This is a genomic window from Streptomyces sp. H27-H5, assembly GCF_026627505.1.
In the GTDB taxonomy this organism is placed as follows: Bacteria; Actinomycetota; Actinomycetes; order Streptomycetales; family Streptomycetaceae; genus Streptomyces.
In genome coordinates this window covers 66,424-92,791 of record NZ_JAPNLK010000012.1, presented here as the reverse complement: position 1 = coordinate 92,791, position 26,368 = coordinate 66,424, and the positions used below count along the sequence as shown (strand labels likewise).

Here is a 26,368-nt window from a genome sequence, read left to right as displayed (position 1 = left end):
GGGGACGCGGCGGAGCCGAGGGCGACGGGGACACCGCTTGATCCACTTGCCGGTCCGAGGTGGCGGGTGTGCCCTGGATGGTGGAGAGAGGAGCCCCGTCATGGCACATGCGGCACCCACCGCCCATCGGCGGCACCGGGGGATGACGACGGACCGGACGCACGACCTGAGCAAGGGCGCGATGGTCCGCGCCCTGCTGGCCGGTCTCGTCTACGGGGTCTGGGCGGCCTTCATCAAGCGCCAGATGGGCCCGGTCGACGTGGGCAACGTCTTCTACGGCATCCTGTGCGGCGCGCTCTTCGCCGCGATCATGTTCACCCTCGGCCGGATCGGCTCCCGACTGCCGAGGGAACTGCACGCCGCCGCCTACGGCGTCTTCGGCGGCGTGGCCGTCGGCTACCTGTACAGCCTCACCGGCGACAGTGTGCTCCGCTCCGCGGGCCTCGGCATCGCCGTCGCCGCGGCCACCGGACTCACCGCGTTCTACCGCTACTACATGCGCGAACCGTGAGCCGACGCGTCGTATCCGGGGAGGCCTCACTCCTTCGCGGCGGCTTCGGCCGGGCGAGCGGCCGGGGCTTCAGGACGGGCGGCGGGCTCCGGCTCCGGCTGCTCCGGGCGTCGGGCCGGCGGGGTGAAACGGGAGGCTTCGGCGCGCAGCATGGCGTTCAGGGCGGCGTAGGGGTCGATGGGCATGGCGGAACCTCACGGGTGCTCGGTGTTCGAGGGGGGTGTGGGTGCGTGCTGCTGCTCGGCCCGCTCAGCAGCGCAGGACCACACTCCGTACCGTCCTCCGGGACAGGGCCGGTTCGGCCGACCCGTACGAGGTCACGCGGGATGCCCGCGCCTCCCGGGGTTTCACGTGAAACACCGGCGGCGCCGGTCGTCGCACGCCCACCATCCCGCGCACGACCGGGCGCAGGGCCGCCCGCGCCTCGGGATCAGAGGCGGGGTCGGACGGGCTCTCGGAAGGCTCCGCGGGGGTTGCCGGGGCGCTCGTGGCGGGCCGGACCTCGACGGCCATCGCGCCGGCCGGACCGGCGCCGAAGACGCACAGCAGCACGACGCAGGCCATCGTCAGGGCCTTCGCCGCAGCCGTCCGCGCGTACCGAGCACCGCTCATGACCAGCTCTGTGCCCCGACACGCCGAAGCACTCCCCACCGGGGCCCAAGAAGCCCCCGACCGGGGGACGAAGACACCCCCGTCGGCTGACACCGGGCCCGCCGCGGCGGGGTCAGCGGGTGCGGTGGCGGCCCGTCAGCCGGGCCACGACGGCCGTTTCCCCGCTGATCAGACGCAGTTGGGCGCGACGCCCGGCCCGCTCACCCGGCCGCCGCTCCGACGCCCCGCCCGTCCGCTCGCCGGCCTCCCGCCCCGTCCGTTCGCCCGCATGGTCCCCGGACCGCCCCGACGGGCCGGGGACGCGGGCCGGCGAGACCCGGTCCACGGTGAACACGGCCGTACGGTGGTCCGCGCGGGCGATCTCGATGGTCAGGCCCCGGCGCAGCTCGCCCAGGCGCAGCCCGTTCCCCGTGACGACGGCGGTGCCGGCCGAGCCCGGGGCCGGGCCGTCGGCGTCCCAGCGGATCGCGTCGCCGTCCTCCGGGTCGGCGGTCAGCGGAACGTCCAGCCCCAGCGCCGGGATCACCAGCCGCACGGGCGGCGCGGCCCGCATCGGCGCGACGGGACCGGGCAGGCCACCCCGCGCGGACCGAGCCCCCTTGCCGGGGGTGTGCGTGCCGGAGTGCCCGCCGGAATGCTCCAGTTCGCGTACGAGCCGGCGGTGGCCGGACAAGCCCAGGGCCCGGGAGGGGAGCGAGTCGGCGACCGTGCCGGCGGCCGCGGGCGGGGCGCCGTCGCTGCTCCTCAACATCCCTACGCCGGTACACAGCAGAGTGACCGTCACCGCTGCGACGATCCACTGGGCGCGGGGCATGGGCATTCCCTCCTGGTCCGGCTCGGACGGCCGGGTCCTGTGAGCAGTGGACCGCTCCCGGCCCGCCCGCACATCGGGAGTCATCCCACGCTGACGACAAGTCACCCACACGTCACCCGGGTGCGCGTGCGTCTTCCCAGCTCGCGGCCGGTGCGCCGGTCGTGCTTCGGCCCGTGCGGGGCCCGCGCCCGAAAGGGTGAGGGGGAGTACGGCGCCGTGACGGCTCAGAGCGGATTCGCCGGCCAGTCCAGCAGCCGTGACCCGATCACCGCCGTCTGGAGCGTGTACCGCTGCGCGGGGTCCCCCGGATCCGTCCCGGTCAGCCGGTGGTCCGTACCCGGCCCCGGCGGCCTTCTCCCCGAGCACGCGGCGGGCGTCGAGTTCGTCGCGGCCGGGCCGCCGGCCGGTCGCGGCCACGTTCGCGAGGATCCGGACGTAACCCTCCAGGTACTCCTCGGGTATGTCCCGCCCTGTCGCCACACCGGCCCCCGTACTCGTTCGAAACGCCCATCCTCCCCGGTCGCGGCGCACCGGCCGATCCGTGGCGGTCGCCCGGGGATCACCGGGCCCGGTCGAGGGGCGTTTCGAACGACCACGGGGTCACACGGGTCTCAGACGACGACCAGCGCGACGGCCGTCGCGCCCATGAAGGCGGCGCAGAGGTGGACGGCGGGGTGGCCGTAGTCGCCGTACCAGAGTTGGCGGACCAGGCCGCCGAGGGCGGCCAGGGCCGTGATGACACCGATCTGGGCGAACAGGGTGACGGCGGTGAAGGGGGCCAGGAGCAGCAGGAAGGAGTTCAGCCAGAACGGGGCGGCGCCCGTCCAGCCCCGCCACTCCCTGATCGCCGTCGGCATGTGCGACCGGCCCCCTCATCGTCAACTCGTCGGCACAGCCTCCTGGGCCGGGGTCGCGGGGACAAGGGCGCGTTCGGCTAGATGTCCGAAGGTGAGGCCGAAAGTCGCCCACGTGACGGCCTGGAGGGCGAGGGTGGCGAGTCGGAACTGCCAGACCAGCGCCGCCGGGAAGCCTTCCGGCACCTCGTTGATGCCGGGCAGCAGCGCATAGGACAGGCCGATCGCCACGAGGAACGCGAACGCGGCGACGATCGACGCGTTCCAGTTGCCGAGCCTCGGTGCGAGGCGCCGACCCAGGATCAGCGCACCCACGCCCAGCAGCACGCTCAACGCGATCATCAGCACGAAGAGGGTGGTCCGCTGGGTGACCGTCTCGGGGTCGCCGACGGCCGGCGGGTTGGAGGGGTACTTGATGAACGGCACCAGGTTGACGGTGAGGAAGAGCCCACCGGAGACCAACAGGGCGGTGGCCCGCGGGCCGAAGCGACCGATGCGGCCCAGGGCGTAGCAGAAGACGAGCGCCGCGATGCCGCCGATCGCGACGCCGTACAGGAGGGTGCCGGTGCCGAGGCCGGCCGTGGCCTGGAGGGCACGGCTGACGGGGGCGCCCTCGTCGCCGTGCTCGTGGGCGCCGGCCTCCTCGATGGCGATCGCGGCGTCCACCTTGGACTCGCCGAGGAGATAGGCGACGAGGAAGGCGGCCACGCCGGCCAGGAGGCCGGCGAGCATGCCCCGCACGAGCAGGACCCTGGGGGAGATGGGGTTCATGTTCGGGTTCCCTTGCTGAGGGTGCGGGGATCAGTGGCAGGGGAAGCCGAGGAGGTGACGACCGTCGTGCATCCACTCGTGGATGGTGTCGCCCTCGAAGATCGCGGTGGCGCCCTGTTCGGCGCCGACGAGGTACAGCAGGACCAGCATGAGGACGCCCGCGAAGACGGCCCAGGGGGCCAGCGCGGAGAGGGAAATCGGGGCAACGGCGGCGGGAGCCGTCGTGGGCACGGCGGACTGAGCCATGGCAGAACCTCCAGGGGGAACACGCGTCCCGGTCAGTGGTGCTCTTGACGAAGGTGGCGGGTCTGACTTCCCTCCCCGAACTCCTGCGGGAGGTTTCACAGTGGCGCGACCGTGCCGGATTCTCACCGGTGCTTCCGTCATACCGTCGTCATGTCGTCCGAGACCGTACCGCGCGCCTGGCTGGAACACCACGGCGTGTGGGCGCCGTCTCACGCCCCGGGCGGGCGCTTTACGCTCCCCACATGGCCTCTGTGTGTTCCGTGCCCCCGAGATCCGTCGTCCGCGTCCACCTGGTCACCCCTCCGTCGAGCCCCGACGGCCGCCCCGGGACGTTCGGCCGCGGGGAACCCGTCCCGGGCCACGAGGGCCTGCGCGGCCTCGCCGTCGGGGCGTGGGCGGGACGGACGTTGGAGGAGGTCGCGGCCGAGGACCCGGAGGCCGTGGGGGCGTGGCTGACCGACCCCGGGTTCGCGCCTCCCGGCGGGGAGTCGGTGGCCGCGCTGATCGCCCGGGTCGGCGCGCACCTGGCCGCCCTGGCCCCCGGAACGCACCGGGTGGTGGTCGAGCAGGCCGTCGTACGGGCGGCGGTGGTGCACGCCCTGGAACTGCCGGCCCCGGTGTTCTGGCGCCTCGACGCGCGGCCCGACACGGTCATCACCCTCACCGGGCGCTCCGGTCGCTGGAACCTGCTCCTGGGCCGCCCCGACCCTGACGCCGGCTGAGGAACGCGAACGGCCCGGACCCCGCGACGCGGTCCGGGCCGAACTGACGGGTCCTTCGGGCGTTACGCCACGATCCAGTCGCTGGTGGCGATGACGGGCCGCACGCCGTCACGGTGGATGGTGCCCTCGATCAGGCCGTACATCCGGTCCGCCGCGAAGTAGACCTCGTTGTCGTTCTTGAGGCCGAAGGGCTCCAGGTCGACCAGGAAGTGGTGCTTGTTGGGCAGGTTCAGCCGGACCTCGTTGACCTTGGGGCAGTTGTCCAACACCCGCTCGGCCATCTGGTTCAGGGTCTGCTGGAGCGAGTACGAGTAGGTCTCCGCGAAGGCCTCCAGCAGGTGCTTGCGCACCTTCTTGTACGACTGGTCCCAGTCGTACGCGGAGTCCTCGGCGGCCAGGGCCGAGTGCGCCCACCGCGAGGTCACCTTGGTCGCCAGGATGCGGTCGTACGCCTCCTGGAGGGTCGTGTACTTGTCCTTGATGTAGCCGTGGAACTCGGAGTTCGTCGAGTTCATCACCGTCAGGTCCTTCAGCCCGGAGATGACCTGGAGGCCCGTCGTCTCGCTGAACGTGACCTGCGCGGTGCGCACTTCCTGGCCCTTGAGGACGAAGGAGTGCTGCTCCTTGCGCGTGGGGACCGGGATCCGCTCCCACACGAACTCCTCGATGCGGATCTGCGCCTCGCGGATCGGCACCTGGGAGGAGACGAAGTGCCTGGCGAGCAGGATGCCGAAGGCCTCGGGAGAGTCGATGCCGTGTTCCTTGGCGAAGGCGTACACGGTGTTCTTGGTGGTGTCGGTCGGCAGGCAGTTGGCGTTGTCACCGGTCAGGTGGACGTCGCGGAACTCGCCGCGCAGGGCCACGGAGACGTTGAGGTCGCGGATCTCGTGCCAGGAACCGTCGCTGCCCTTGCGGGTGACCTTGACGATGCGGTTCTCGGCCTTGCCGTACTGGTTCTGCGCCAGGACGTGCTTGCTCATGGTGTCTTCCTTCGGGTTCTCGGGAACACGGAGTCCGGTCGTCTGGATCCCGTACGCCCGGCGTCCAGCGCCCGCCCGAAGTTCAAGACGTGGTCGCTCCCCGCCGTTCGGCCCCGCAGGACCGCCCCGGGACTGACGTGCATCCCGGTCCGTAGGTGCTGGGTACTGCTGTGTGCTGCGCTACGGATTGCAACATGCGTGCGGGGGGATCTCCCCCGCACGGATCATCCGAACACCGGCATCCACGGATTGGGCGACCCCACAGTCCCCGAAGGGAATCCCAGGTCAGGCCATGTGCGCGTCGGCGACCGAGAGGGCCTCGTCGAGGATCGCCAGGCCCTTGGCGACGTCCTCGGCGGAGATGTTGCAGGCCGGGGCGACGTGGATGCGGTTGCCGGCGATCAGCGGCCACAGCCCGCCCTTCTTGCAGGCGGCCCCGAACGCGGCCATCGGCGCGTTGTCGGCGCCCGAGGCGTTGTACGGGACGAGCGGCTCGCGCGTCGACGGGTCCCGGACGAGTTCCAACGCCCAGAAGGTGCCCATGCCCCGGACCTCGCCGACGGCGGGGTGCCGCTCGGCGAGGGCGCGCAGGCCGGGGCCCAACAGGTCCGCGCCGGTGCGGGCGGACTGCCCGACGGTGTCCTCCTCCTCCATCACGTTGATCGTTGCGACGGCGGCGGCGCAGGCGAGCACGTGCCCGGAGTACGTGAGCCCGCCCGGGTAGGGCCGGCGGGCGAAGGTCTCCGCGATGGCGGCGGAGATGGCGACCCCGCCGAGCGGGACGTATCCGCTGGTCACGCCCTTGGCGAAGCAGAGCAGGTCGGGGGTGACGTCCCAGTGGTCGGCGGCGAACCACGCGCCGGTCCGACCGAAGCCGACCATGATCTCGTCCAGGATGAAGACGATGCCGTACCGGTCGCAGAGCGCGCGCACGCCCGCCAGGTAGCCGGCCGGGGGCACGAGCACGCCCGGGGCGCCGCCCACGGTCTCCAGGATGATCGCGGCGATGGACTGCGGGCCCTCGAAGACGATGGTGTCCTCCAAGTGCCGCAGGGCACGGGCGGATTCCTCGGCCTCGGTGGTCGCGTGGAAGGGCGAGCGGTAGAGGAACGGGCCCCAGAAGTGCACGACGCCCGCGGTCGCGGTGTCGTTGCCGAAGCGGCGGGCGTCACCGGTCAGGTTGATCGCGGTGGAGGTGGCCCCGTGGTACGAGCGGTACGCGGACAGCACCTTGGGCCGTCCGGTGTGCAGTCGGGCCATCCGTACGGCGTTCTCCACGGCCTCCGCGCCCGCGTTCGTGAAGAAGATCTTGTCGAGGTCGCCGGGGGTGCGCTCGGCGATCAGCCGGGCGGCCTCGGAGCGGACGTCCACGGCGAAGCCGGGGGCGACGGTGCACAGCTTGGCGGCCTGCTCCGCGATGGCGGCGGCGACCCGGGGGTGCTGGTAGCCGATGTTGGTGTAGACGAGCGCGCTGGAGAAGTCGAGGAACCGATTGCCCTGGTAGTCCCAGAAGTACGAGCCCTCGGCCCCCGCGACGGCGAGCGGGTCGATGAGCTCTTGCGCCGACCAGGAGTGGAAGACGTGCTTCCGGTCGGCGTCTTTCACGGCGGCGAGGGCGTCGGCTTCTGCGTTCATGAGCCGAGGGTAGTTGTCCGGGATGTGGACCCCGGGGCGCCTCCCGCGCGGCGCGTCCCGCCGACCCCACGAGGACCATCGGGGGGCGTCGTGCGTGGCGGGCCGCGGCGGCGCCGATTCCGGAAGATGATGCGTGAGGGTGTGCAATCGGCACGCGGTCGCGGGGGGCGGTTTCGAGGTCCGGGCGGGCGGGACGTCGGGGTTGACCGGTCCGGGCCGGGGTAGGTGCGCCGCGCAGGGGCGGTGCGGGAGACGGGAGGCCCTGTGGCCGAGCAGACTCGGAGGCTGGTCCTGGGCGGTGCCACGACGGGGGTCGTCACGCGCTGCCGGGACTTCACCCGGCAGGCACTGGCCGACTGGCAGTGGACGCGCGACCAGGACGCGGTGGACGACGTGCTCCTCCTGGTCTCCGAAGTGGTGACCAACGCCTGCCTACACGCAGGCGGGCCCCGCGAACTCGTCCTGCGGCACGCCCCCGGACGCCTGCGCGTCGAGGTCAGCGACGACAACCCCGAGCCTCCGCGGCGGCGGGTGTCGGGAGACCGCGGTCGGCCGGGAGGACACGGCCTCGTCGTACTGGAGCGACTCGCACGGAGCTGGGGGGCGCAGCCGTCGGGCGGCGCGGGGGTCGGCAAGACGGTCTGGCTGGAAGTTCCGGGTCCGGGGACCGACTCGGCTCAGGCTCCCGAGCAGGGGCCCGGTCCGGATCCGGGTCGGTCGACTCCGCGTCCGTGAGGAGCCCGGTGCGCAGCCGGCTCAGGGTCCGGTTCAGCAGCCGGGACACGTGCATCTGGGACAGCCCGAGCCGTTCCCCGATCTCCGCCTGCGTCAGCTCCTCCCCGAAGCGCAGCTCCAGCAGGCTCCGTTCACGGGCGGGCAGCCCGGCCAGCATCGGCACCAGCGATTCCATGCACTCGATCAGGTCGTAGGCCGGCTCCTCCGCGCCGAGCGAGGGCCGCGCCGTGTACGGGTCGCGCTCGCCCTCCTCCTGCGGTTGCGGCGGGGCGTCCAGCGAACGCGCCGAGTAGGCGCAGGCCGCCTTCCGGCCCTCCGCGAGTTCCTCGGGCGTGACGTGCAGCCGCTCGGACAGTTCGGCGTCGGTGGGCTCGCGGCCGAGTCCCTGCTCCAGGGCGTCGTGCGCCTTGGCGGTGTCGATCCGCAGCTCCTGGAGCCGGCGGGGGACCTTGACGGCCCAACTGGTGTCACGGAAGAACCGCTTGATCTCCCCGGTGATGGTGGGCATCGCGAACGAGGTGAACTCGACGCCGCGGGCCGGGTCGAAGCGGTTGATGGCCTTGATGAGCCCGATGGTGCCGACCTGGACGATGTCCTCCATCGGTTCGCTGCGGTTGCGGAACCGGCGGGCGGCGTACCGCACGAGGCTGAGGTTGAGTTCGACGAGCGTGTTGCGCGTGCGGGAGTACTCCTCGGTCCCCTCTTCCAAGGCGGCGAGTTCGCGGAACAGGGCCACCGAGAGTGCCCTGGCCTCGTGGGTCGAGACATCGGTGAGATCGGTGTGTTCCATCGCTCTGCGCTCCTCCGGCGGCCGGCCCCGGGGCGGGGCCCGTCGTCGCGCGGTCTAGAGGGTATACCCCCTCATATCATGACCTACCCGGGCGTATCGCGCGGCTCGTCCGGGTCCGGTCCCAGGGCCCGCGCGTACAGCCGGAACAGGCGGGGCCCCGGGGACGGGGCGGTGGAGTCGAGCCGGTCCCAGGCGCGGGCGGCGGCCGCGCGGGCCGCCGCGCCGGGCCAGGGTCGGGGCAGCAGCTCGGGCGGCAGCAGCGGGTCCGGGAGCATCGCCTCGGAGAACGCCGCCGCCAGTTCCACCGCGCGTGCCAGCGGGTGGACGCGCCCCGAGCCGGACGGCCCCCGCTCGAACGACCCCGGCTCCGACGGCCCCGGCTCGGGGCGTGACGCCAGCTCGCGCAGCGCCTCGTACCGTTCCGCGATCTCCGCCAGTGGCCACAGCCGGGCCGCGAGGGCCCGCGGGTCGTCCGTCCCGCCGACCTCCAGGTCCCGGGTGCCGAGGCAGGTCAGTGCGGCCCCCACCCCCAGTTCGGCGGCCCGGGCGCGGACGTACGGCCCGATCGGGTTCGGGGTCACGTACAGCCCGCCCTGCAACGGCGCCGCCCCCAGGCCCGTCAGGGCGTCCCGCAGGGCGTCCCGGGCCGCCCGCGCGGATTCGGGTACCGCGAAGGCGAACACGTGCCAGACCCCGTCCCAGGGCTCCAGGCCCCGGTCCTGCCGGTAGGCGTGCCGGACGTACTCCACCTCGGGGACGGCCGGGAGTCCGCCGCCCGGCCCCACCGCGCGCAGCACGGCCCGCCGCCCCCGCCCCTCGACCTCGAAGCGGCCCTCCGCCGCCAGCCGTTTCACGCACAGGCGGACCTGCTGGTCGGTCATGCCGAGCGCGCCGGCGACCTCGTACAGCTCGCCGGCGTCGACCGTGCCGTCCTCGCGGACCAGCGCGTGCACCACCAGCCGGGTGGGGATCATCGGACCGTCACCGCCTTGTGCATCGTCGTGACGGCCCCGAAGCCCAGGACGTCCCGCAGCCACGGCGTCCGCCGCACCTTCACGGCTTGGAAGCCGCGCCGCTCGTACAGGGCCCGCGCCCGCGGGTTCTCCTCGACCACGTCCAGCCGGATCCGCCGGCAGCCCTGCTCGGCGGCGACCTCCTCGACGCCGTCCAGCAGCAGGGCGCCGATGCCCTCGCCCCGCCGGGCGGGGTCCACGGCGATGCCGTCCATGACCAGCTCGCCGCGGGCCGGGGTGCGTTCCAACAGGGCCAGCAGGAACACCCGGTACAGGCCCCTGACCTGCCCGTACCCGGCCCTGATGGCGGCCGCGTCACCGCCGACGAGGCCGCGGCCCGCGAGTTGGTACCCGGCGACGCCCAGCACCCGACCGTCCTCGGCGAGGACGGTCAGGGCCCGGTCCGCGTGCAGGTGGTCCGCGATGAACCGGCGCCCCGGCCCGGCGGGCCCGAGGGCGGCGCCGAGTTTGTGGCCGAAGGCCTCCCAGTAGAGCTCGGCCACCCGTTCCTCGGCGCCCTCTGGCAGTCCGCGCAGCAATGTCGTCGTCATACGCACAAGCATAATACGTTCATGGTCGGTACGATCGTTTCCAGCTCGATCGTTCTGGCGTTCCGAGGCGCCGCGGCTTTCCGCGTTTCCGATCGACCCGCACGTCCCACGGGGGTACCGGCATGTCCCGCACACGACGCACCATCCGCACGCTCCTCCTCCTCGCCCTGGCCGCCGCGCTCCTCCTCACCGGGGTCGTCGTCTGGCAGAACGACTACGACCTGCGCGAACAACAGGTCACCGTCCCCGCCGCGGGGCACGAACTGTCCGGGGTGCTCGCCACCCCCACCACCGGCCGGGGGCCCTACCCCCTGGTCGTGTTCGTGCACGGCGACGGCGAGGTCGACGCCACGCACGACGGCTTCTACCGCCCCTACTGGGAGGCCTTCGCCCGCGCCGGCTACGCCTCCCTCTCCCTCGACAAGCCCACCGACTGGCTCGACCAGACCATGGACGACCGGGCCCGCGAGAGCCTCGACGCCCTCGCCTGGGCGGGCCGGCGACCCGAGATCGACCGGTCCCGGATCGGGCTCTGGGGCGCCAGCCAGGCCGGCTGGGTCCTGCCCAAGGTGGCCGCGCGGGCCCCGGCGCCCGGGGTCCGCTTCGTGATCGCCGTCGGCACCGCCGTGAACTGGGAGCGCCAGGGGGAGTACAACCTGCGCGCGGAACTGCGCGACGAGGGCGCCGGCCCGGAGCGCGTCGCGGCCGCCCTGCGCCGCAGGGAGACGACCGGCGCGCTGCTGCGGCGCGGCGCCGGCTACGAGGAGTACCGCACGAGCCCCGACGCCGATCCGCAACTGACGCCCGGGCGCTGGACGTTCATCGGGCGCAACCACACGGCCGACGCGACCGCCGACCTGCGGGCGATGCCGCACCTGCCCGTGCTGCTGATCTCGGGCGCCGACGACCTGAACGTCGACGGCGCCGAGACCGAGACCGTGTACCGGGCGACGCTCGCCCCCGGCACCCTCACGGTCCGCCGCTATCCGGGGGCCACCCACTCCCTGGTCCGCACCCCCGTCGAACGGTCCTCGTGGCGGCTGCCGCTGACGGCGCTCTTCGCCCCGAGGGCGCTCTTCCCGCCGGGCCTCCTCGACGACCAGCGGGCCTTCCTCGCCGCGCAAACGCCCTGACACGACGGGCGACGGCCTGCGTGGCACGGCCCGGCGCGCGGTCACTCGTGCGTACGGGGCTGGAGGAGCGCCGGTACCAGGGCGGCGGCCAGTGCGACGACCACCCACAGGTAGGTGTGCTGGAAGGCGCCGGCGAGCGCGGGGGCCGACGTGCCGCGGGCGACGGTCAGGCCGCCGCTGCCGGCCGCGGCCGTGGTCAGCAGCACCGAGAACAGCGCCATGCCGATCGACCCGGAGATCTGCGAGTTGATGTTCAGCAGGGTGCTCGCGGCCGGGACCCGGTCCGGGCCGAACCCGCGGGTCGCCCCGGTGATGGTCGGCATCATCGTCATCCCGACCCCCGCGCCGGCCACCGTCAGCGCGGCCATCAGCCGCCAGTACGGGACCTCGGCGTCGCCGATCTGGGCCGTGAACGCCGCGTAGCCGAGCACCGCCAGCGCCACCCCGACCGGGACGATCCGCCCCGCCGGGACCCGGTCGGTGAGCCGGCTCGCGATCTGTAGGGCGATCCCGGTCGCCAGCACCTGCGGGATGCCCAACAGCCCCGACACCGTGGCGCTTTCACCGCGTACGAGCTGGTAGTACATGGGCACCAGCATCAGCGCCCCGAAGTAGGCCCCCGCGAACAGCGCCATCGTGCCCACCCCGGCCGAGAAGGCCCGTACCCGCAGGAGCCGCAGGTCCAGCAGCGGCGTACGGGCTTTGAGCGCCCGTACGACGAAGGCGGCCACCAGCACCGCGCCGACGACGGTGGGCACCAGCGCGGTGGGCGAGGCGAAGTCGCCGTGCTCGCCGCCCGTGGCCAACCCGTAGATCAGCGCCGCGAGGCCCGGGGAGAGCGTCAGCAGGCCGACGACGTCGAGCGGGCGGGAGGCGCGGGTGGTGTCGCGGGGCAGGATCCGCGCGGCCAGGGCCACCGCGAGGAGCCCGACCGGCACGTTGACGAAGAAGATCCACCGCCAGGAGGCCTCGTCCACGAGCCACCCGCCGAGCACCGGTCCGACCAGCGGCCCCACCAGCACCGGAAGGCCGAGGAGGCCCATCATCCGGCCCTTGGTTCCGGGGGAGGCGGCGTTCAGCACGATGGCCATCCCGAGCGGCATCACCATGCCGCCGCCGAGGCCCTGGAGGACCCGGAACGCGATCAGGGTCTCGATGTTCCAGGCCAGCCCGGCGAGGGCCGAACCGGCCGTGAACAGGGCGATGGAGGTGACGTAGAGCCGCGTCGTGCCGAAGCGGGCCGCCGCCCACGCGGTGAGCGGGATGACGGTGGCGAGCGCGAGGGTGTAGGCGGTCGCCGTCCACTGGACGGTGGCGAGCGGGGAGGCGAAGTGGCGCGAGAGGCCCCCCAGGGCCACGCCGAGGATGGTGGTGTCGAGCACCGTCATGAACGAGCCGAGGACCACCACCATGGCGATCGCGAGCGGGGAGGGGACGGGAGTCGCGGTCCGCCGGAGAGCGGTCGGTTCGGTGGTGGTCATCGGTGGTTCCTTCCGTTCCGTCGGTGATTCGCGGTCGGTGGACGGCTGCGCCGGCAGTGATGTGCGCCGGGCCGACCGACCGTCAGGACACGCGCCCGGGGTGTCAGTTGCCGTACGGGCGGGCCGCACGGCCCTCGTGCAATGTCCGCCCCCACCAGGCGAGCTGGTCGAGCAGGACCTTGGCCGCGCCGGCGGCGCCCGCCGGGTCGTCCGCCCGACCGCCCTCGCCGAAGTGGTCCCAGGCCGAGTGGAAGCTGACGACGTCCCGGACGGTCACGCAGTGCAGTTCGGCGAAGATCTGGCGCAGGTGCTCGACGGCGCGCAGCCCGCCGGCCTGGCCGCCGTACGACACGAAGCCGACCGGCTTGGCCCTCCACTCGGAGTGGTGCAGGTCGATGAAGTGCTTGAGGTGGGCGGGGTAACTGTGGTTGTACTCGGGGGTGAGGACGACGTAGGCGTCGGCCGCTTCGACCCGGGCCCGCAGAGTGGCCAGTCCCGGGGTCGGCTCGGTGCCCCAGCCGGGATGGACGTCGGGCAGCTCCAGCGTGGCGACGTCGATGACGTCCAGGTCGAAGTCGGCGTGCAGACGGGCGATCGGGGCGAACCAGTTCGCGACGGTCGGGCCGAAGCGGCCTTCGCGGGTGGAGCCGATGACGAGGGCGAGACGCAGGTTGTTTGCCATGCCCCGAACCTACGAGCGGGCAAGGCGGCCGGTCCTCTGTCGAGTGACCGGGTTCCGATGACCGGGGTCGTGACGGGGGCGGGTCCCGCGCCGGCGCAGACGGGATCCCGCGCGCCCCACCCCGCTCCCCGCCGGGTCCTTTCAGACCGCCAGGTCGAGCCGGGTCAGTTCCATCCGCGAGGTCACGCCCAGCTTCGGGTACGCGTTGTACAAGTGGTACCCGACCGTCCGTGGACTGAGGAACAACCGGGCCCCGATGTCCCGGTTGGTCAGACCGGTCGCCGCGAGCCGCACCACCTGCAACTCCTGGGGCGTCAGGCGGTCCAGGTCGGACCCGGCGGCGGGCTGCTCCGGCGGCCGGCCCTCGCCCGCCGCGCGGAGTTCCCCGGCGGCCCGCCCCGCCCACGGGGTCGCGCCCAGCCGCGTGAAGGCGTCCCGGGCCGCCCGCAGCGGCCCCCGGGAGTCGACCGGTCGCCGCACCCGGCGCAGCCACTCCCCGTACAGCAGGGCCGTCCGGGCCTCCTCGAAGCGGTCCGTGTCCCCTTCGCCGTGCAGGGCCAGGGCGCCGCGGAACAACTCCTCGGCGTCGTCGGCCAGCAGGGCCTCGCACCGTACCTCCACCGCGCGGATCCCGGGCCGGTCCAGCTGCCGGGACAGGTCCCGCAGCCGCTCCCACGCCGCCAGCGCGGCGCGCGGCCGACCCGCCCGCAGGGCCGCCTCCACCTCGTCGGAGTCCCGGCCGCAACACGTGCAGCCCGCCAGGGCGGGCGCCGCGGCGGCCCGGTCCGCGGCCGCCTCGTGCCGGCCGAGCCCCAGGTCGAGCAGGATGCCCGCCGACACCAACCGGTGGCGTATGTCGGGCAGGTCGACGGTCCCGGCGGTGACCGCCAGCTCCCGGTACCAGGCCTCGTCGCCCCGGGCCGCCGCCAGGCCGGCGAGCGTGCCCGCGAGCTGCGCGGCCGTCCGGACCTGCCCGGTGTCGGCGGCGATCCGCAGCCCCTCCGTACCGCCGGCCAGGGCGTCCCGGTGCAGCCCGAGCCGCAGTTGGGCCTGGCACACCTCCAGCAGGGCGCGCGGCAGCACCCCGATCGCGCCCTGCGCCCGGCACTCCCGCTCGACGGCCGCGGCCCGCTCGCAGGCCGCCCGGTGGTCGCCCAGGAACCCGGGCCAACACGCGGAACGCAACGCCTCGCGCAGGTCCCCGAGTTGCCCGGCGGGACGCGCCGAGGAGTCGCGCAGGAACCGCAGCGCGTCCGTGCGGACCTCCGCGTCCGGTGACGACAGCCGGGCCAGCGCCCGGATCTCCGCCAGGTTCGGCACACCGGCCGCCGTCGCCGCCCCGGTCGCCCGCGCCACGCCCTCCGGGTCCCCGCCGACCCACGCGCTGCCCACGGCGAGGAACAGCATCCGTCCCGCACCCCGCGGATCGTCGGCGGCCACCGGTGGCGCCGCCTCCACCAGCAGGGTGTGCGCCCGCGCCAGGTCGCCCCGCTCGTCGGCGATCTCCGCGACGATCGACGCGAGCCGGGCGGTCGCCGTCGCACCGCCCGGTGCGACGCGGGCGGTCGCGGCGAGCGCGCACGCCCGGTCCAACTGGCCCGCGTGCAGGGCCGCCTGCGCCGCGGCGCCGAGCCGGCGGCCGCGATCGGCGGGATCCGGGCTCAGTTCCGCGGCCCGCTCGTACACCCCCGCCAGCGCGGCGTGCCCGCCCCGGGCGCGGACCTGCTCGCCGCCGCGCTCCAGCGCCGCGGCGACCTCCTCGTCGGGGGCCGTCGCGGCCGCGGCCAGGTGCCAGGCCGCCCGGTGGCCCTCGCTGCACTCCGCCAGGGCGCGGTGCGCGGCGAGCCGGCGGGCCGCCGGGACGCCCCGGTACGCCGCCGACCGGACCAGCGGGTGCCGGAAGACCAGCCGGGTCCCGTCGAGCCGCACCAGAGCGTGCTGCTCGGCGGGCGCCAGGTCGGCGAGCCCCGCGCCCAGCCTGCCGGCCGCCTCGAAGACCGTCCCGGCGTCCCCCTCGTCGGCCGCGGCCGCCACCAGCAGCAGCGTCCCGGTCGGCTCCGGCAGGGCGGCGATGCGGGTGGCGAAGCTCTGCTCGATCCGGCCGCGCGGACCCCCGTACGGGGAGCCGTGGCCCTCACGCCGCGCCGTGGTCAGCTCCAGCAGTGCGAGCGGGTTGCCCTCGGCCTCCCGCAGCACGTCCTGCCGCTCGTGGTGCCCGAGGTCGGCGGCGTACAGGGCCAACAGATCGGCGGCGGTCGCCCCGTCGAGGCGCCGCAGCCGCAACTCGTCGAGCCCGGCCGGTCGGAACTCGGGCGTGTGCGGGTCCCGCGCGCAGAACACCAGGGCGATCCGTTCGGCGTGCAGCCTCCGGGCGGCGAACACCAGGGCCTCGGCGGACGCCTGGTCCAGCCACTGCGCATCGTCCACGAGACAGAACACCGGTCGCTCCTCGGCCAGTTCGGCCAACAGCGTCAGCACCGCGACCCCGACCAGGAACCGGTCGCCGCCGGCGGGAGCGGCCTTCCCGGTACCCAGGGCCGTCCGCAGCGCGGCGGCCTGTGCGGCCGGCAGCACGTCGGCCCGGTCGAGCACGGAACGCAGCAGCAGGTGCAGCCCCGCGTACGGCAGGGCGCTCTCGAACTCGATGCCCGTCCCGCGCAACACCCGTACGTCGTCGCCCGCCTCGGCGAGCACGCCGTCCAGCAGGGCCGTCTTCCCGATGCCCGCCTCGCCCCGCACCACGAGCACCCCGCTGCGGCCGTCGCGCGCCCCGGCCAGCAACCTTTCGACGACGGCCCGTTCCCCACCCCGGCCCAACAGCATCGAACGCCCCCCTCGGATCCCCGTCACCCGACGGATGCCCGGGCCGTCCCGGTGCTCCTACCGTCGAGCCGTCAGCTCGACCACCCACCGTACGCGGAGGCCCCCGATGAAGATCGAATTCACCCTCGACATCCCCTGCGTCTGGTCGTACTTCGCCTTCGCCCGCCTCACCCGGGAGGCCGCCCGGGTCCGCGCCGCCGGCGGCACGGTCGACCTGGTCTTCCGCCCTCACCAACTGGCGCCCGAGGCCACCGTCGAGGGCGAGCCGAAGGCGGAGGTGCTGCGGCGGGCGTTCGGCGCCGACGTGGCCCCGGCGATCGCCCGGATCACGGCACTGGCCGCCGCCGAGGGCCTGGAGTTCCACCACGACCGGGCCGTCTTCTCCCACACCTTCGAGGCGCACCGCCTGATCGCCGTCGCCGCCGCGCAGGGCCGGGCGGAGGCCGCCGTCGAGCGGCTCTTCCGGGCCCACCACACCGACGGCCTGAACATCGCCGATCCCGCCGTCCTGCGCCGCCTCGCCGCCGACGCGGGGGTCGCCTGGAGCGACGGGGGAGCCGACGCCGTCCGGGCGGCGCTGGCCGCGGTCCGCGCCGAGGCCCTGCCGGGCATCCCGTACCTGCGCTTCCCGGACGGGGTCACCTTCACCGGCAACCCGTCGCGGGAGGCCCTGGCGGCCGCCCTCGCCCCGGCCGCCGCCACGGCGTAGCACCGTCCCCCACCCGCTCCCGGGCGGGGCGGGGGACGCACCCGGGGCAGGGCGGCCACCGCGCCGGTACCCGCTCCGGGGCAGGGCGGCCACCGCACGGCGTCCCCGGGCGGGGATCGGGACGCGCAAATACGATGGGCGTACCGCTCGGTCGTCCCACGTCGTCCCACGGAGAGAGGTCCAGACGCCCATGGCCCCGCGTCGTGCCCCTCGACAGGCGAGCGCCGACGACCTCCTGGCCACCCTCGGACGGCTCACCGCCCAGGCCCGGGAAGGCGCCGAGCTCCAGCGGGCCCGGGTCCAGCTGGCCGAGGCGCTGCAACGCGAGATGCTGCCGCCCTCCCTGCCCGACGCCCCCGGACTGCGGACCGCCGCCCGGTACGCGCCCGCCCGCCAGGGCCTGGACATCGGCGGCGACTGGTACGACGGCTTCCCGCTGACCGACGGCTCGCTCGGCTTCTCCATCGGCGACGTACAGGGCCACGACGTGGAGGCGGCGGCCTTCATGGGGCAGATCCGCATCGCCCTGCGCGCCGTCGCCGCGGCCGCCGAGGACCCCGGCGACGTGCTCAGCCGCGCCAATGACCTGCTGATCTCGGTCAACCAGGAACTCTTCGCCACCTGCACCTTCCTCCGCTTCGACCCGAGCACCTGGGAGATCGACGGCGCCCGGGCCGGGCACGTCCCGGCCGTCTGGGCCACGGTCGACGGCGACTGCGGAACGGACGAGGACGAGGGCGGGCTCCCGCTGGGCGTCCTCGCCGGTTCCCACTACCCCGTCACCCGCCGCCGGCTGCGGCGCCCCGGCGCCTACGTCCTGCTCACCGACGGGGTCGTCGAGGGGCCCTCGTTCCCCATCGAGACGGGGCTGGCGGAGGTGGTCCGGGTGGTCCGGGACGGGGCGGGCGCGGACCCCGAGGAACTGGCCGCCGAGGTGATGAAAGTGGCCGACTCGACCGGCCACGCGGACGACGCGGCGGTCCTCGTCCTGCGCCACGACGCACCACCGGGCACCGAGTAGCGCGTGTCAGGCGCCCCGGGAGCAGCCGGCCGTTGTCTCATACATGGGGTGCACACCGAGCGATGGCGACGCCGAGGCCTCCCGTACCTGCTGCTGTCGATCCTCGCCGTCGCCCTCGCCTATTACCTGGGCGGACGCGTCGGCCTGCTCCAGCGCGTGGTCCTCGCGGGCGCCCAGGTCACGCCCCTGTGGCTGCCCACCGGGATCGCGGTCGCCGCGCTGCTGTGGCTGGGGCCCCGGATCTGGCCGGGGATCGCGCTGGGCACGTTCTGCGTCATGCAGACCCTGGGCCCGTTCGAGCCGGTCGGCCTCGCCATCGTCGCCGGGAACACCCTCGCCCCGCTCTGCGCGTACGCGATGCTCCGCCGGGTCGACTTCCGGACCGAGATGGACCGGCTGCGGGACGGCCTGGCGCTGGTCTTCCTCGGCGGGCTGCTGCCGATGCTGATCAGCGCCACCGTCGGCGCCGGGGTGCTGGCGCTGAGCGGCAGCCTGCCGGCGAGCGGGTTCTGGCCGGTCTGGTGGTCCTGGTGGGCCGGTGACGCGATGGGCGTGCTGGTCGTGACCCCGCTGCTGCTGGTCCTGCCCCGGTTCCGGCTGACCCCCGACCTCTACCGGCTCGCCGAGGGGGCGGCGCTGGCGGTCACGGCGGTGGCGGTCACCCTGCTGGTCACCCACAGCTCGCTCTCGCTGCTGTTCCTGGTGTTCCCGCTGCTGATCTGGGCCGCCGTGCGCTTCCAGCTGCCGGGAGCGGCCCCCTGCTCGCTGCTGATCTCCGTCGTGGCCATCGCGGCGGCCACCGATCGGGCGGGCCCCTTCGAGGACCACAGCCTCTTCGAGATCATGGCCAACCTGATGGCCCTCAACGGCTCGGCCGCCCTGACGGCCCTCCTCCTGTCGGCCATGGTCACCGAGCAGCAGAACATCCGCCGCAAGATCGAGCAGGCCTGCGTGGAACTGGCCGAACTGGTCGCCCGCCTCTCCCAGCCGTGATCCGCACCGCGACGCGCGGAGCCCCCGGAGTGTGCCCGAACCCGACGGATGTTCTATGTTGCACAGGCAAAACAGCGGGGGAGGCGACGGACGACACATGGCACGGGACTACGACAGCCAACTGCTGGAGTCGGTGGCGGTACGCCGTCGCAGGATGCGCGACGCGCTGCTGTTCGGGGCGGGGCGGGCGAGACGCACCGCCGACGAACGGCTCGGGAAGGTGTTCGCGGGGGTCGCCATCGCGGCCGTCCTGTGCGCGGGCTGCGTCGGATGGTCCTTCATCCAGGCCACGCTGGCGAAGCAGAAGGCCGAACAGCAACAACAGAAGCAGCAACAACAGGGACTCGTGCAGCCGTACGCGCAGCCGTCGGCGACCCCGACCCCCTCGCAGGCGTCGGCCCCGTCGGAGGCGGCCTCCAAGGCCGCGTCCGTGCACGCCCCCGCGTCCGGGTCGCGGTCCCCGAAGCCCTCGAAGTCCGGGACCCCGACCGGGTCGGCGACGCCGTCGAAGTCCCCCCGCCCGTCCAAGGCCCACACGTCGCCCCGGCCGTCGGCGACGAAGTCGCCCGAGCCGACCCATTCGTAGAAACCTTGACCCTGAAGGGCCGCAACGCCGCGATGATAGGTTCCCGCAAGTGGTGAGCACAGCTACGACTTCCCGAGCGCAACTGTCCCGGGTGACCCTGGTCGGCGAGCGACGCCGGGCCGACATGGTCCTCCCCTCGGACACTCCCATAGGGCAGCTGCTTCCGGACATCCTGCAGTTGCTCGACGACCGTGCCGCCTCGCGGCCCATGACACGCCAGTTGGTGACGTCGGACGGTTCGGCGCTGCCGCAGGACAGCACCCTGGCCGGCGCCGGCATAGCCGACGGCGCGGTCCTGCGGCTGGTCAGGACCCACTCCGCGCCGCCCGCCCCCGTCGTCCACGACGTCGTCGACCTGGTGGCCGACGACCTCGACCTCCAGGCCTGGCGCTGGCGCCCCGCCGCCCGCAGGGGCAGCGCGGGAGTGGCGACCGTCGCCTTCGCGGTGACCGCCGCCCTGCTCGCCCGCCGCGAGTTCGCACTCGAGGCCCTCGCCGGCGCCCTGCTCGTCGTCACCGTCCTCCTGCTCGCCGCCGGCGCCCTCGGCGCACGCGTCGGGAAAGGAAACCGGGGCCTGGCCACGGCCCTCCTGCTCGCCTCCGGAGGACTCGGCATCCTTACGGCGTGGACGGCCGCCGACGCCTACCAGTGGGCGGGCATCGCCCGACTGGCGGCCGTCGCCGCCGCGCTCGTCGTGACCCTCGTCATGCTCGGCTGGTTCTCCCCGCTCGGTCGCGGCGGATTCATGGGCGCGGCCGCCATCGCCACGATCACCGCCGTGTGGGAGGTCGTCGCCTCCGTCCAGGACGACCCGGCGCGACTCGGCGCGGTCATGGCCGTGTTCTCCGTCGTCATGCTCGGCCTGCTGCCCCGCCTCGCGCTGATGGCCTCGGGGCTGACGGCGCTCGACGACCGGCGCTCCGGCGGAACCTCCGTGAGCCGACACCAGGTGGGCAACGCGCTCGCGGCCACGCACCGGGGCCTCGCCCTCGCCACGATCGCGGCGGCCGTCTCCGCGGCGGCGGCCGGCTGGTTGCTCACGCTGGCCGGCGAACCGAGCGTGTGGACCGTGGTCCTGCCGGCGCTCGTCGCCGTGGTACTCCTGTCGAGGGCGCGGGCCTTCCCGCTGGTCGCGGAGGTCGTGGCGCTGATCGCTGCGGCGGGGTTGCTCCTCGTACGCCTCGTGGTGCTGTGGATCGGTCACGGCGGCGGCGCGGGAGCCCTCGCCGTGCTGTGCGTGGCCGCGCTGCTGCCGCTGCTCGGGCTCGCGATGCAGCCGCCGGACCACGTGCAGGTGCGGCTGCGGCGCACGGCCGACTTCGTCGAGTCCGTCGGGGTGGTGGGGTTGTTCCCGCTGGCCGTCGGGGTGTTCGGCATCTACGGGCAGTTGCTCGACAAGTTCTGAGGTCCACGCGCAGGTGTTCCGCGCGGGGCGGCAGGTCGGAAGAAGAGGGGCAGGGGCAGACATGTCACAGGCAGACAACTGGCAGGGCGACGTCCTGCGGGACCTGAGGGGCGGCGGCCGGCAGCCCGCCCTGCCCGGCGGGCCCGGGCCCGCCGGGCAGGGCGCCACCCCGCCGCCCCCCGGCCCGGGGCAGGACCCCGCGCGGCCCGCCGCCCCGCAGGCCCCGGCCCCGCAGGCGGCCCCGTACCCGGCCCCGCAGGCCCCGCACCCCGGTGGTCCGCACCCCGACGCCGGTCCCCGGGTACCGTCCGCCGCCCCACGGCCGCAGAGCCACGCCCCGGCCCCCGGCCCCGCGCACCCGGCCCCCGCCCGCGCGGCCCGTACCCCCGACTCCCGCCCCGCGGTCGATCCGAGCCTCGCCGCGGCGAGCCGCAAGCCGCGCAACGGCGAACCCTTCACGGCCCGGGCCGCCCGCGCGATCTGGCGAACCGTTTCCTCGTCCGTGGCCCGCGAGGTCGCCGAGGTCTCCCGCATCGCCGAATCGCTCCAGCAGCCGGTGACCACCGGCCGCCAGATCGCCGTCACCTCCATTCGCGGCGGCGCCGGCAAGTCCACCGTCGCGGCCCTGCTGGGCACCACGTACGCCCACTACCGCCAGGACCCCGTCCTCTTCGTCGAGGCCGACCCCGCCCTCGGCTCGCTCCCCATCCGGCTCGGCGCCGAGTCACTGCGCTGGACCACCGGGGACGTCGCCGACATCGTCCAACCGCAGATGTCGCTGCTCGACATCACCGGCTACCTCGTCCAGCTCCGCGACAACGCCTGGCTGCTGCCCGGCAGCCAGGGCCAGATCGGCGCCATGCTGGACTTCCGCTCCTACGAACGCGCCATGGTCGCCCTGCGCCGCTACTTCGGCGTCACGGTCGTCGACTGCGAGACGCTCCCCGCGGAAGTGGCCCGCGTCGCACTGACCGCCTCCCAGGCCTGCGTCCTCACCACCCCCGCGACCCTCGACGGCGTCGCCAGCACGCACGCGGTGCTCCAGTGGATGCAGGGCCTGCCCCCGCACGTGATCGGCGGCACCGTCGTGGTCCTCACCGAACAGGCCCCGCACTCGGGCATCGACACCGACGAGGCGGTGCGCACGCTCGCGTCCACCGGGACGAGCGTCCACGTCCTGCCGTACGACCGCCACCTCGCGGACGGCGGCGAGATCCGCACCGACCTGCTCGCCCAGGCGACCAGGACGGCCGCCACCCGCATCGCGGCGGACGCGTTCCGGCTTTCCCAGAAGCGCCACTGACGGACGACGACGGACGACTTAGATGAGCACCCGACTGATCCACCGCCCGGCCCGGACGGTCAGGCCCCCCGCCGCCTCCGAGGCACGCGTCATAGAGGCACCGCCCAACCTGCCCGAGGGCAAGGCGGGCAACATCGCGATGTCGCTGCTCCCCGTGGCCGGCGTCATGTCGTCCGTCGTGATGATGACGGTCGTCCGCAACAGCCAGTTCGCCGCCCTCGGCGCACTCATCCTCGTCGTCACCATCATCGGTTCCGTCGGACTCGTCTTCTCCCAACGCGGCAAGGCCCAACGCACCCGACGGACCCAGCGCGAGGCGTACCTCGCCTACCTGGAGGACCTCCGCGAGGAACTCGCCGCCGAGGAACGCGAGCGCGGCGAACGCGCCGACGTGCTCAACCCGCCGCCCCACGCGCTCTACGACATCGTGCGCGACCCGGCCCGGCTGTGGGAGCGCCGCCGCGTCGACGCCGACTTCCTGCGCGTGCGCGTCGGGACCGGCGAGATGCCCGTCCGCGACCTCCGCATCGCGGAACAGGGCTCCACCGTCCTCACCCCGCCCGACCTCTTCATGCTCAACGAGGCCTCGGCCCTGACCACCCGGTTCCGCAACGGCACCGAACTCCCCCTCACCGTCCCCCTCGACCGCGTCGGCAACGTCACCGTCATCGGTCCCCGCGAGGACTGCCTGCGCGTCGCCCGCGCCCTGATGGTGCAGACCGCCGCGGCCCACGCACCCGACGACGTCGCCATCGCCCTGGCCGTGCCCGGCGACCGGCTCGACGACTGGGACTGGGCCAAGTGGATGCCGCACCTGCTCGACACCGAGCAGCTCGACGGGCCCGTGGCCGCCCGCCGGATCGCGCCCTCGGCGTCGCAGCTCGCCCGCCGGCTCGGACCCGAACTGCGCCGCCGCGCCTCCTACGCCGCCGAGGTCCGTCGCGGCCTGTCCGGCAAGGACGCCCTGTCGATGACCTCCCGGCTGCTCGTCGTCGCCGACGGACACGGCGAGGACGCCGTCGAGCTGCCGCGCCCGGACGAGGCCGTCGGCCTGCGCGAGATGGGCGTCACCGTCCTGCACCTGCTCGAACAGCGGATCCAGGAGCCCGGCCACGTCGGCGTACGGATCACCGTCGACGGGGACCGGGTCCTCATCGAGGACCTGCGCGAGGAGGAACCGATCAGCGCCCACGGCACCGTGGACGAGGTCGGCATCCCCTTCGCCGAGGGCCTGGCCCGGATGCTCGCGCCGATGCGGCTGTCCGCCGAGTCCCTGATCGACGCCCCGCTGTCCGGCCCCGTCGACTTCGCCGACCTGCTCGGCATCGACGACGTGGCCCGCCTCGACCTCGACCGGCTGTGGGCGCCGCGCGGCGAGCGCGCCTTCCTGCGCGTGCCCATCGGCGTCAGCGACTCCCGCGAGCCGGTCCTGCTCGACCTGAAGGAGTCCTCCGAGCTGGGCATGGGCCCGCACGGGCTGTGCGTCGGCGCCACCGGCTCCGGAAAGTCCGAACTGCTGCGCACCCTCGTGCTCGCCCTGGTCGCCACGCACCCGCCGGAAGACCTCGCGCTCGTCCTCGTCGACTACAAGGGCGGCGCGACCTTCGCCCCGTTCGCGGACCTGCCGCACGTCGCCGGTGTCATCACCAACCTGGAGAACCAGGCCGGTCTCGTCGAGCGCGTCCACGCCTCCCTCGCGGGCGAGGTCAAGCGCCGCCAACAGGTCCTCAAGGACGCCGGCAACGTCGCCGACATCGGCGACTACGCCGCGCTGCGCGCCGACCGGCGACCCGACCTGGAACCGCTGCCGCACCTGTTCGTCGTCATCGACGAGTTCGGCGAACTCCTCACGGCCAAGCCCGACTTCATCGACCTCTTCCTGTCCATCGGCCGGATCGGCCGCTCCATCGGCGTGCACCTGCTGCTGTCCAGCCAGCGCATCGAGGGCGGCAAGCTCAGGGGCCTGGACACCTACCTCTCCTACCGGCTCGGCCTGCGCACCTTCTCCGCCGACGAGTCCCGCACGGTCCTGGACACCACCGACGCCTTCCACCTCCCCCCGCTGCCCGGCTTCGGCTACCTCAAGGTCGACACCAGCCACTACGAGCGCTTCAAGGCGAGCTACGTGTCCGGCGGCTACCGCGGACCCGTCCGACGGGCCGAGGAAGAGGAGACCGGCCCCCTCGCCCTGGAGTACGAGGCGTTCAACACCCTCGCCGACCTGGAGAACCAGGGTCCGCAGGAGCCCTCCGCCCGCCGCCGCGAGACCGGCCCCACCGAGATGGGCGTCATCGTCGGACAACTGGAGCACGCCGCGGCCCCCGTACGCCGCATCTGGCTGCCTCCGCTGCCCACCGCGATCGCACTGGACACGGTCGCCGGCCCGCTGGACGCCGGCCCGCGCGGGATGCAACTCGCCAAGCGACGGGGCCGGCTCACCGTGCCGCTCGGCCTGCTCGACGACCCGACGAAGCAGTGGCAGGGCGAGTGGTACCTCGACCTGACCGTCGCGGGCGGCCACGCCGCCGTCATCGGCGGACCGCAGTCCGGCAAGACCACCCTGCTGCGCACCCTCGTCCTCTCCCTCGCCCTGACCCACACCCCGCGCGAGGTCGGCGTGTACGGCCTCGACCTGGTCGGCGGCGGCCTCCAGGCCCTGTCCGGTCTGCCGCACGTCGGCGGCATCGCCGGCCGCGCCGACCGCGAGCGCGCGGCCCGTACCGTCGAAGAGGTACGGAACATGCTCGCCACCCGCGAGGACCTCTTCCGCGACCACGGCATCGACTCCGTCGAGCAGTTGCGCACCCTGCACGCGGCGGGCCGGCTGCCGCAACTGGCCTCCGCCGAGATCGTCCTCGTCATCGACGGCTTCGGCGCGCTGCGCGACGACTTCGAGGAACTCGACGACGCCGTCGTGGACATCCTCAAGCGCGGCGGCGGCTACGGCATCCACGTCGTCGCGGGCATGCTCCGCTGGAACGACGTCCGCATCGCCACCCAGTCGAACTTCGGCACCCGGGTCGAGCTGCGGCTCAACGACCCCGGCGAGTCCAGCATCGAGCGCAAGCTCGCCGAGACCCTCTCGCCCGACGAGCCCGGCCGGGTCCTCACCGACGGCAAGCTGTTCGCGCAGGTCGCGCTGCCCCGCACGGACGGCCTCGCCGACCAGGCGGAGCTGGGCGCGGTACTGGAGCGCACGGCCCGCCAGGTGCGCGCCACCTGGAGCGGCGAGGCCGCCCAGCCGGTACGGGTACTGCCGCACGTCCTGGAGCCGCACCTGCTGCCGGGACCCGCCGTCGAACCCCGCCGGGTGCCGATCGGCCTCGACCAGACGGCCCTGGCGCCCGTCCTGCTGGACCTCTTCGCGCACGACCAGCACCTGCTGGTCATGGGCGACAGCGAATGCGGCAAGACGAACCTGCTGAAGACCATCGCGGCCGGACTCATCGAGCGGTACGGCGAGCAGGAGCTCGTCTTCGCCATCATGGACCCGCGCCGCGCCCTGCGCGGGGCGATCCCCGAGGAGTTCAACGGGGGCTACGCCTACAACGCCAAGATGTGCGCGGGACTGGCCGCGGGCATCGCCACCGAGCTGGAACGGCGGATGCCCGACGACAGCGCCCCCCTGGACGACTTGGAACCGGGCAGTTGGGGCGGTGGTCCCCGGATCGTGGTCCTCGTCGACGACTACGACGTGCTCACCACCGCCGGACAGTCGCCGCTCGCCCCCTTCCTGCCCTACATCCCGTCGGCGGTCGACATCGGCCTGCACTTCGTCCTGACCCGCCGTGTCGCCGGCGCCTCGCGCGGCATGTACGAGCCGCTGGTGCAGGGCCTGCGCGAGTCGGGGGCCTCGGCCGTGGTGATGGCGGGCGACCGCAGCGAGGGCCAGCTCTTCCCCGGTGTGTACGCCTCGCAGCAGCCCGCCGGCCGCGGTGTGCTCGTCCGACGGGGACAGACCCACCGCCTGATCCAGACCGTGTACACGCCCGAGTGAC

Annotated in this window: 23 protein-coding genes and 3 pseudogenes; 11 read left to right on the top strand and 15 right to left on the bottom strand. The window is 74.0% G+C overall.

Annotation, left to right across the window (positions count from 1 at the left end; all coding sequences use genetic code 11):
- The first annotated feature begins 100 nt into the window (after nucleotides 1-100).
- Nucleotides 101-511, top strand: coding sequence for a hypothetical protein (locus OTB19_RS08230; protein ID WP_267797374.1), 411 nt, complete (start codon nucleotides 101-103; stop codon nucleotides 509-511).
- Nucleotides 512-537: 26 nt separating this feature from the next.
- On the opposite strand, the gene OTB19_RS08225 is transcribed toward OTB19_RS08230, so the two are convergent.
- The 7 genes and pseudogenes from OTB19_RS08225 to OTB19_RS08200 form a co-directional block, all read right to left on the bottom strand.
- Nucleotides 538-696, bottom strand: a complete 159-nt coding sequence (locus OTB19_RS08225) for a hypothetical protein (protein WP_267797372.1) — start codon at nucleotides 694-696, stop codon at nucleotides 538-540.
- 64 nt (nucleotides 697-760) lie between these two features.
- A complete protein-coding gene (locus tag OTB19_RS08220) occupies nucleotides 761-1,123 on the bottom strand; it encodes a hypothetical protein (protein WP_267797371.1) in 363 nt (120 codons plus the stop codon).
- A 112-nt stretch (nucleotides 1,124-1,235) separates the two neighbouring features.
- Entirely contained in the window at nucleotides 1,236-1,937 is a 702-nt protein-coding gene (locus OTB19_RS08215; protein ID WP_267797370.1) for a class F sortase, read from the bottom strand.
- Nucleotides 1,938-2,161: 224 nt separating this feature from the next.
- Nucleotides 2,162-2,266, bottom strand: a pseudogene (locus tag OTB19_RS43565) (PucR family transcriptional regulator); the annotation flags it as partial.
- A gap of 282 nt (nucleotides 2,267-2,548) precedes the next feature.
- Nucleotides 2,549-2,794 carry a hypothetical protein gene (locus OTB19_RS08210; protein WP_053675691.1) on the bottom strand — a complete coding sequence of 82 codons (246 nt, stop codon included), beginning with the start codon at nucleotides 2,792-2,794 and terminating at the stop codon, nucleotides 2,549-2,551.
- 21 nt (nucleotides 2,795-2,815) lie between these two features.
- On the bottom strand, nucleotides 2,816-3,562 hold the full coding sequence (locus tag OTB19_RS08205) for a CbtA family protein (RefSeq protein WP_267797369.1): 747 nt from the start codon (nucleotides 3,560-3,562) through the stop codon (nucleotides 2,816-2,818).
- Nucleotides 3,563-3,592: 30 nt separating this feature from the next.
- Nucleotides 3,593-3,808 carry a CbtB domain-containing protein gene (locus OTB19_RS08200; protein WP_053675696.1) on the bottom strand — a complete coding sequence of 72 codons (216 nt, stop codon included), beginning with the start codon at nucleotides 3,806-3,808 and terminating at the stop codon, nucleotides 3,593-3,595.
- A gap of 242 nt (nucleotides 3,809-4,050) precedes the next feature.
- Here OTB19_RS08200 and OTB19_RS08195 point away from each other — a divergent pair, with 242 nt between their 5' ends.
- Nucleotides 4,051-4,530: a histidine phosphatase family protein gene (locus OTB19_RS08195; protein ID WP_267797367.1), complete on the top strand. Its 480-nt coding sequence runs from the start codon at nucleotides 4,051-4,053 to the stop codon at nucleotides 4,528-4,530.
- Between the two features lie 62 nt (nucleotides 4,531-4,592).
- Here OTB19_RS08195 and pucL read toward each other — a convergent pair whose 3' ends face one another.
- Together pucL and OTB19_RS08185 are read right to left on the bottom strand one after the other, a co-directional pair.
- A complete protein-coding gene (gene pucL / locus OTB19_RS08190) occupies nucleotides 4,593-5,510 on the bottom strand; it encodes a factor-independent urate hydroxylase (RefSeq protein ID WP_267797365.1) in 918 nt (305 codons plus the stop codon).
- 285 nt (nucleotides 5,511-5,795) lie between these two features.
- Nucleotides 5,796-7,145, bottom strand: coding sequence for an aspartate aminotransferase family protein (locus tag OTB19_RS08185; protein ID WP_267797364.1), 1,350 nt, complete (start codon nucleotides 7,143-7,145; stop codon nucleotides 5,796-5,798).
- Between the two features lie 225 nt (nucleotides 7,146-7,370).
- On the opposite strand from OTB19_RS08185, the gene OTB19_RS08180 reads away from it, so the two are divergent.
- The gene (locus OTB19_RS08180) at nucleotides 7,371-7,880 is read left to right on the top strand and encodes an ATP-binding protein (protein WP_324290508.1); all 510 of its coding nucleotides are present in this window, start codon (nucleotides 7,371-7,373) and stop codon (nucleotides 7,878-7,880) included.
- Here OTB19_RS08180 and OTB19_RS08175 read toward each other — a convergent pair.
- The 3 genes and pseudogenes from OTB19_RS08175 to OTB19_RS08165 all read right to left on the bottom strand — a co-directional run.
- Nucleotides 7,873-8,637 (bottom strand): annotated as a pseudogene (locus OTB19_RS08175) (SigB/SigF/SigG family RNA polymerase sigma factor); the annotation flags it as partial. The gene OTB19_RS08180 and the pseudogene OTB19_RS08175 sit on opposite strands and share 8 nt — an antisense overlap.
- A gap of 116 nt (nucleotides 8,638-8,753) precedes the next feature.
- A complete protein-coding gene (locus OTB19_RS08170; RefSeq protein WP_267797363.1) occupies nucleotides 8,754-9,644 on the bottom strand; it encodes a PaaX family transcriptional regulator C-terminal domain-containing protein in 891 nt (296 codons plus the stop codon).
- Nucleotides 9,641-10,234 carry a GNAT family N-acetyltransferase gene (locus OTB19_RS08165; protein WP_267797362.1) on the bottom strand — a complete coding sequence of 198 codons (594 nt, stop codon included), beginning with the start codon at nucleotides 10,232-10,234 and terminating at the stop codon, nucleotides 9,641-9,643. Before OTB19_RS08165 ends, OTB19_RS08170 begins: the two co-directional genes overlap by 4 nt.
- A 122-nt stretch (nucleotides 10,235-10,356) precedes the next feature.
- On the opposite strand from OTB19_RS08165, the gene OTB19_RS08160 reads away from it, so the two are divergent.
- Nucleotides 10,357-11,367, top strand: coding sequence for an alpha/beta hydrolase family protein (locus OTB19_RS08160; protein ID WP_267797361.1), 1,011 nt, complete (start codon nucleotides 10,357-10,359; stop codon nucleotides 11,365-11,367).
- 41 nt (nucleotides 11,368-11,408) lie between these two features.
- On the opposite strand, the gene OTB19_RS08155 is transcribed toward OTB19_RS08160, so the two are convergent.
- The 3 genes from OTB19_RS08155 to OTB19_RS08145 form a co-directional block, all read right to left on the bottom strand.
- Nucleotides 11,409-12,848 (bottom strand): DHA2 family efflux MFS transporter permease subunit, encoded by a 1,440-nt coding sequence (locus tag OTB19_RS08155; protein ID WP_267797360.1) that lies wholly within the window; start codon nucleotides 12,846-12,848, stop codon nucleotides 11,409-11,411.
- Between the two features lie 103 nt (nucleotides 12,849-12,951).
- A complete protein-coding gene (locus OTB19_RS08150; protein ID WP_267797359.1) occupies nucleotides 12,952-13,530 on the bottom strand; it encodes an NADPH-dependent FMN reductase in 579 nt (192 codons plus the stop codon).
- A 141-nt stretch (nucleotides 13,531-13,671) separates the two neighbouring features.
- Nucleotides 13,672-16,353, bottom strand: a complete 2,682-nt coding sequence (locus OTB19_RS08145; RefSeq protein WP_267797358.1) for a helix-turn-helix transcriptional regulator — start codon at nucleotides 16,351-16,353, stop codon at nucleotides 13,672-13,674.
- A gap of 106 nt (nucleotides 16,354-16,459) precedes the next feature.
- Here OTB19_RS08145 and OTB19_RS08140 point away from each other — a divergent pair, with 106 nt between their 5' ends.
- The 7 genes and pseudogenes from OTB19_RS08140 to eccCa all read left to right on the top strand — a co-directional run bounded on the left by OTB19_RS08140 (nucleotide 16,460) and on the right by eccCa (nucleotide 26,367).
- Complete coding sequence (locus OTB19_RS08140) at nucleotides 16,460-17,062, top strand: DsbA family oxidoreductase (protein WP_267797357.1); 603 nt, start codon at nucleotides 16,460-16,462, stop codon at nucleotides 17,060-17,062.
- Nucleotides 17,063-17,252: 190 nt separating this feature from the next.
- Entirely contained in the window at nucleotides 17,253-18,083 is an 831-nt protein-coding gene (locus tag OTB19_RS08135; protein WP_267797356.1) for a PP2C family protein-serine/threonine phosphatase, read from the top strand.
- A 48-nt stretch (nucleotides 18,084-18,131) separates the two neighbouring features.
- A complete protein-coding gene (locus OTB19_RS08130; protein ID WP_267797355.1) occupies nucleotides 18,132-19,076 on the top strand; it encodes an MASE1 domain-containing protein in 945 nt (314 codons plus the stop codon).
- A gap of 97 nt (nucleotides 19,077-19,173) precedes the next feature.
- Nucleotides 19,174-19,479, top strand: a pseudogene (locus OTB19_RS08125) (hypothetical protein); the annotation flags it as partial.
- Nucleotides 19,480-19,711: 232 nt separating this feature from the next.
- On the top strand, nucleotides 19,712-21,067 hold the full coding sequence (gene eccD / locus OTB19_RS08120; RefSeq protein WP_267797354.1) for a type VII secretion integral membrane protein EccD: 1,356 nt from the start codon (nucleotides 19,712-19,714) through the stop codon (nucleotides 21,065-21,067).
- Nucleotides 21,068-21,128: 61 nt separating this feature from the next.
- Complete coding sequence (locus tag OTB19_RS08115) at nucleotides 21,129-22,370, top strand: MinD/ParA family ATP-binding protein (protein ID WP_267797353.1); 1,242 nt, start codon at nucleotides 21,129-21,131, stop codon at nucleotides 22,368-22,370.
- 22 nt (nucleotides 22,371-22,392) lie between these two features.
- Entirely contained in the window at nucleotides 22,393-26,367 is a 3,975-nt protein-coding gene (gene eccCa, locus OTB19_RS08110; RefSeq protein WP_267797352.1) for a type VII secretion protein EccCa, read from the top strand.
- The last annotated feature ends 1 nt before the right edge of the window (nucleotide 26,368 follow it).

What these genes read in the sequence shown, in the direction of transcription:
- eccCa (WP_267797352.1), top strand. Translation starts at nt 22,393, where the DNA reads ATGAGCACCCGACTGATCCACCGCCCGGCCCGGACGGTCAGGCCCCCC.
- OTB19_RS08150 (WP_267797359.1), bottom strand. Translation starts at nt 13,530, where the DNA reads ATGGCAAACAACCTGCGTCTCGCCCTCGTCATCGGCTCCACCCGCGAA.
- OTB19_RS08230 (WP_267797374.1), top strand. Translation starts at nt 101, where the DNA reads ATGGCACATGCGGCACCCACCGCCCATCGGCGGCACCGGGGGATGACG.
- OTB19_RS08170 (WP_267797363.1), bottom strand. Translation starts at nt 9,644, where the DNA reads ATGATCCCCACCCGGCTGGTGGTGCACGCGCTGGTCCGCGAGGACGGC.
- OTB19_RS08155 (WP_267797360.1), bottom strand. Translation starts at nt 12,848, where the DNA reads ATGACCACCACCGAACCGACCGCTCTCCGGCGGACCGCGACTCCCGTC.
- OTB19_RS08145 (WP_267797358.1), bottom strand. Translation starts at nt 16,353, where the DNA reads ATGCTGTTGGGCCGGGGTGGGGAACGGGCCGTCGTCGAAAGGTTGCTG.
- OTB19_RS08185 (WP_267797364.1), bottom strand. Translation starts at nt 7,145, where the DNA reads ATGAACGCAGAAGCCGACGCCCTCGCCGCCGTGAAAGACGCCGACCGG.
- OTB19_RS08220 (WP_267797371.1), bottom strand. Translation starts at nt 1,123, where the DNA reads ATGAGCGGTGCTCGGTACGCGCGGACGGCTGCGGCGAAGGCCCTGACG.
- pucL (WP_267797365.1), bottom strand. Translation starts at nt 5,510, where the DNA reads ATGAGCAAGCACGTCCTGGCGCAGAACCAGTACGGCAAGGCCGAGAAC.
- OTB19_RS08205 (WP_267797369.1), bottom strand. Translation starts at nt 3,562, where the DNA reads ATGAACCCCATCTCCCCCAGGGTCCTGCTCGTGCGGGGCATGCTCGCC.
- OTB19_RS08135 (WP_267797356.1), top strand. Translation starts at nt 17,253, where the DNA reads ATGGCCCCGCGTCGTGCCCCTCGACAGGCGAGCGCCGACGACCTCCTG.
- OTB19_RS08200 (WP_053675696.1), bottom strand. Translation starts at nt 3,808, where the DNA reads ATGGCTCAGTCCGCCGTGCCCACGACGGCTCCCGCCGCCGTTGCCCCG.
- OTB19_RS08210 (WP_053675691.1), bottom strand. Translation starts at nt 2,794, where the DNA reads ATGCCGACGGCGATCAGGGAGTGGCGGGGCTGGACGGGCGCCGCCCCG.
- OTB19_RS08160 (WP_267797361.1), top strand. Translation starts at nt 10,357, where the DNA reads ATGTCCCGCACACGACGCACCATCCGCACGCTCCTCCTCCTCGCCCTG.
- OTB19_RS08115 (WP_267797353.1), top strand. Translation starts at nt 21,129, where the DNA reads ATGTCACAGGCAGACAACTGGCAGGGCGACGTCCTGCGGGACCTGAGG.
- OTB19_RS08225 (WP_267797372.1), bottom strand. Translation starts at nt 696, where the DNA reads ATGCCCATCGACCCCTACGCCGCCCTGAACGCCATGCTGCGCGCCGAA.
- OTB19_RS08165 (WP_267797362.1), bottom strand. Translation starts at nt 10,234, where the DNA reads ATGACGACGACATTGCTGCGCGGACTGCCAGAGGGCGCCGAGGAACGG.
- OTB19_RS08195 (WP_267797367.1), top strand. Translation starts at nt 4,051, where the DNA reads ATGGCCTCTGTGTGTTCCGTGCCCCCGAGATCCGTCGTCCGCGTCCAC.
- OTB19_RS08140 (WP_267797357.1), top strand. Translation starts at nt 16,460, where the DNA reads ATGAAGATCGAATTCACCCTCGACATCCCCTGCGTCTGGTCGTACTTC.
- OTB19_RS08215 (WP_267797370.1), bottom strand. Translation starts at nt 1,937, where the DNA reads ATGCCCCGCGCCCAGTGGATCGTCGCAGCGGTGACGGTCACTCTGCTG.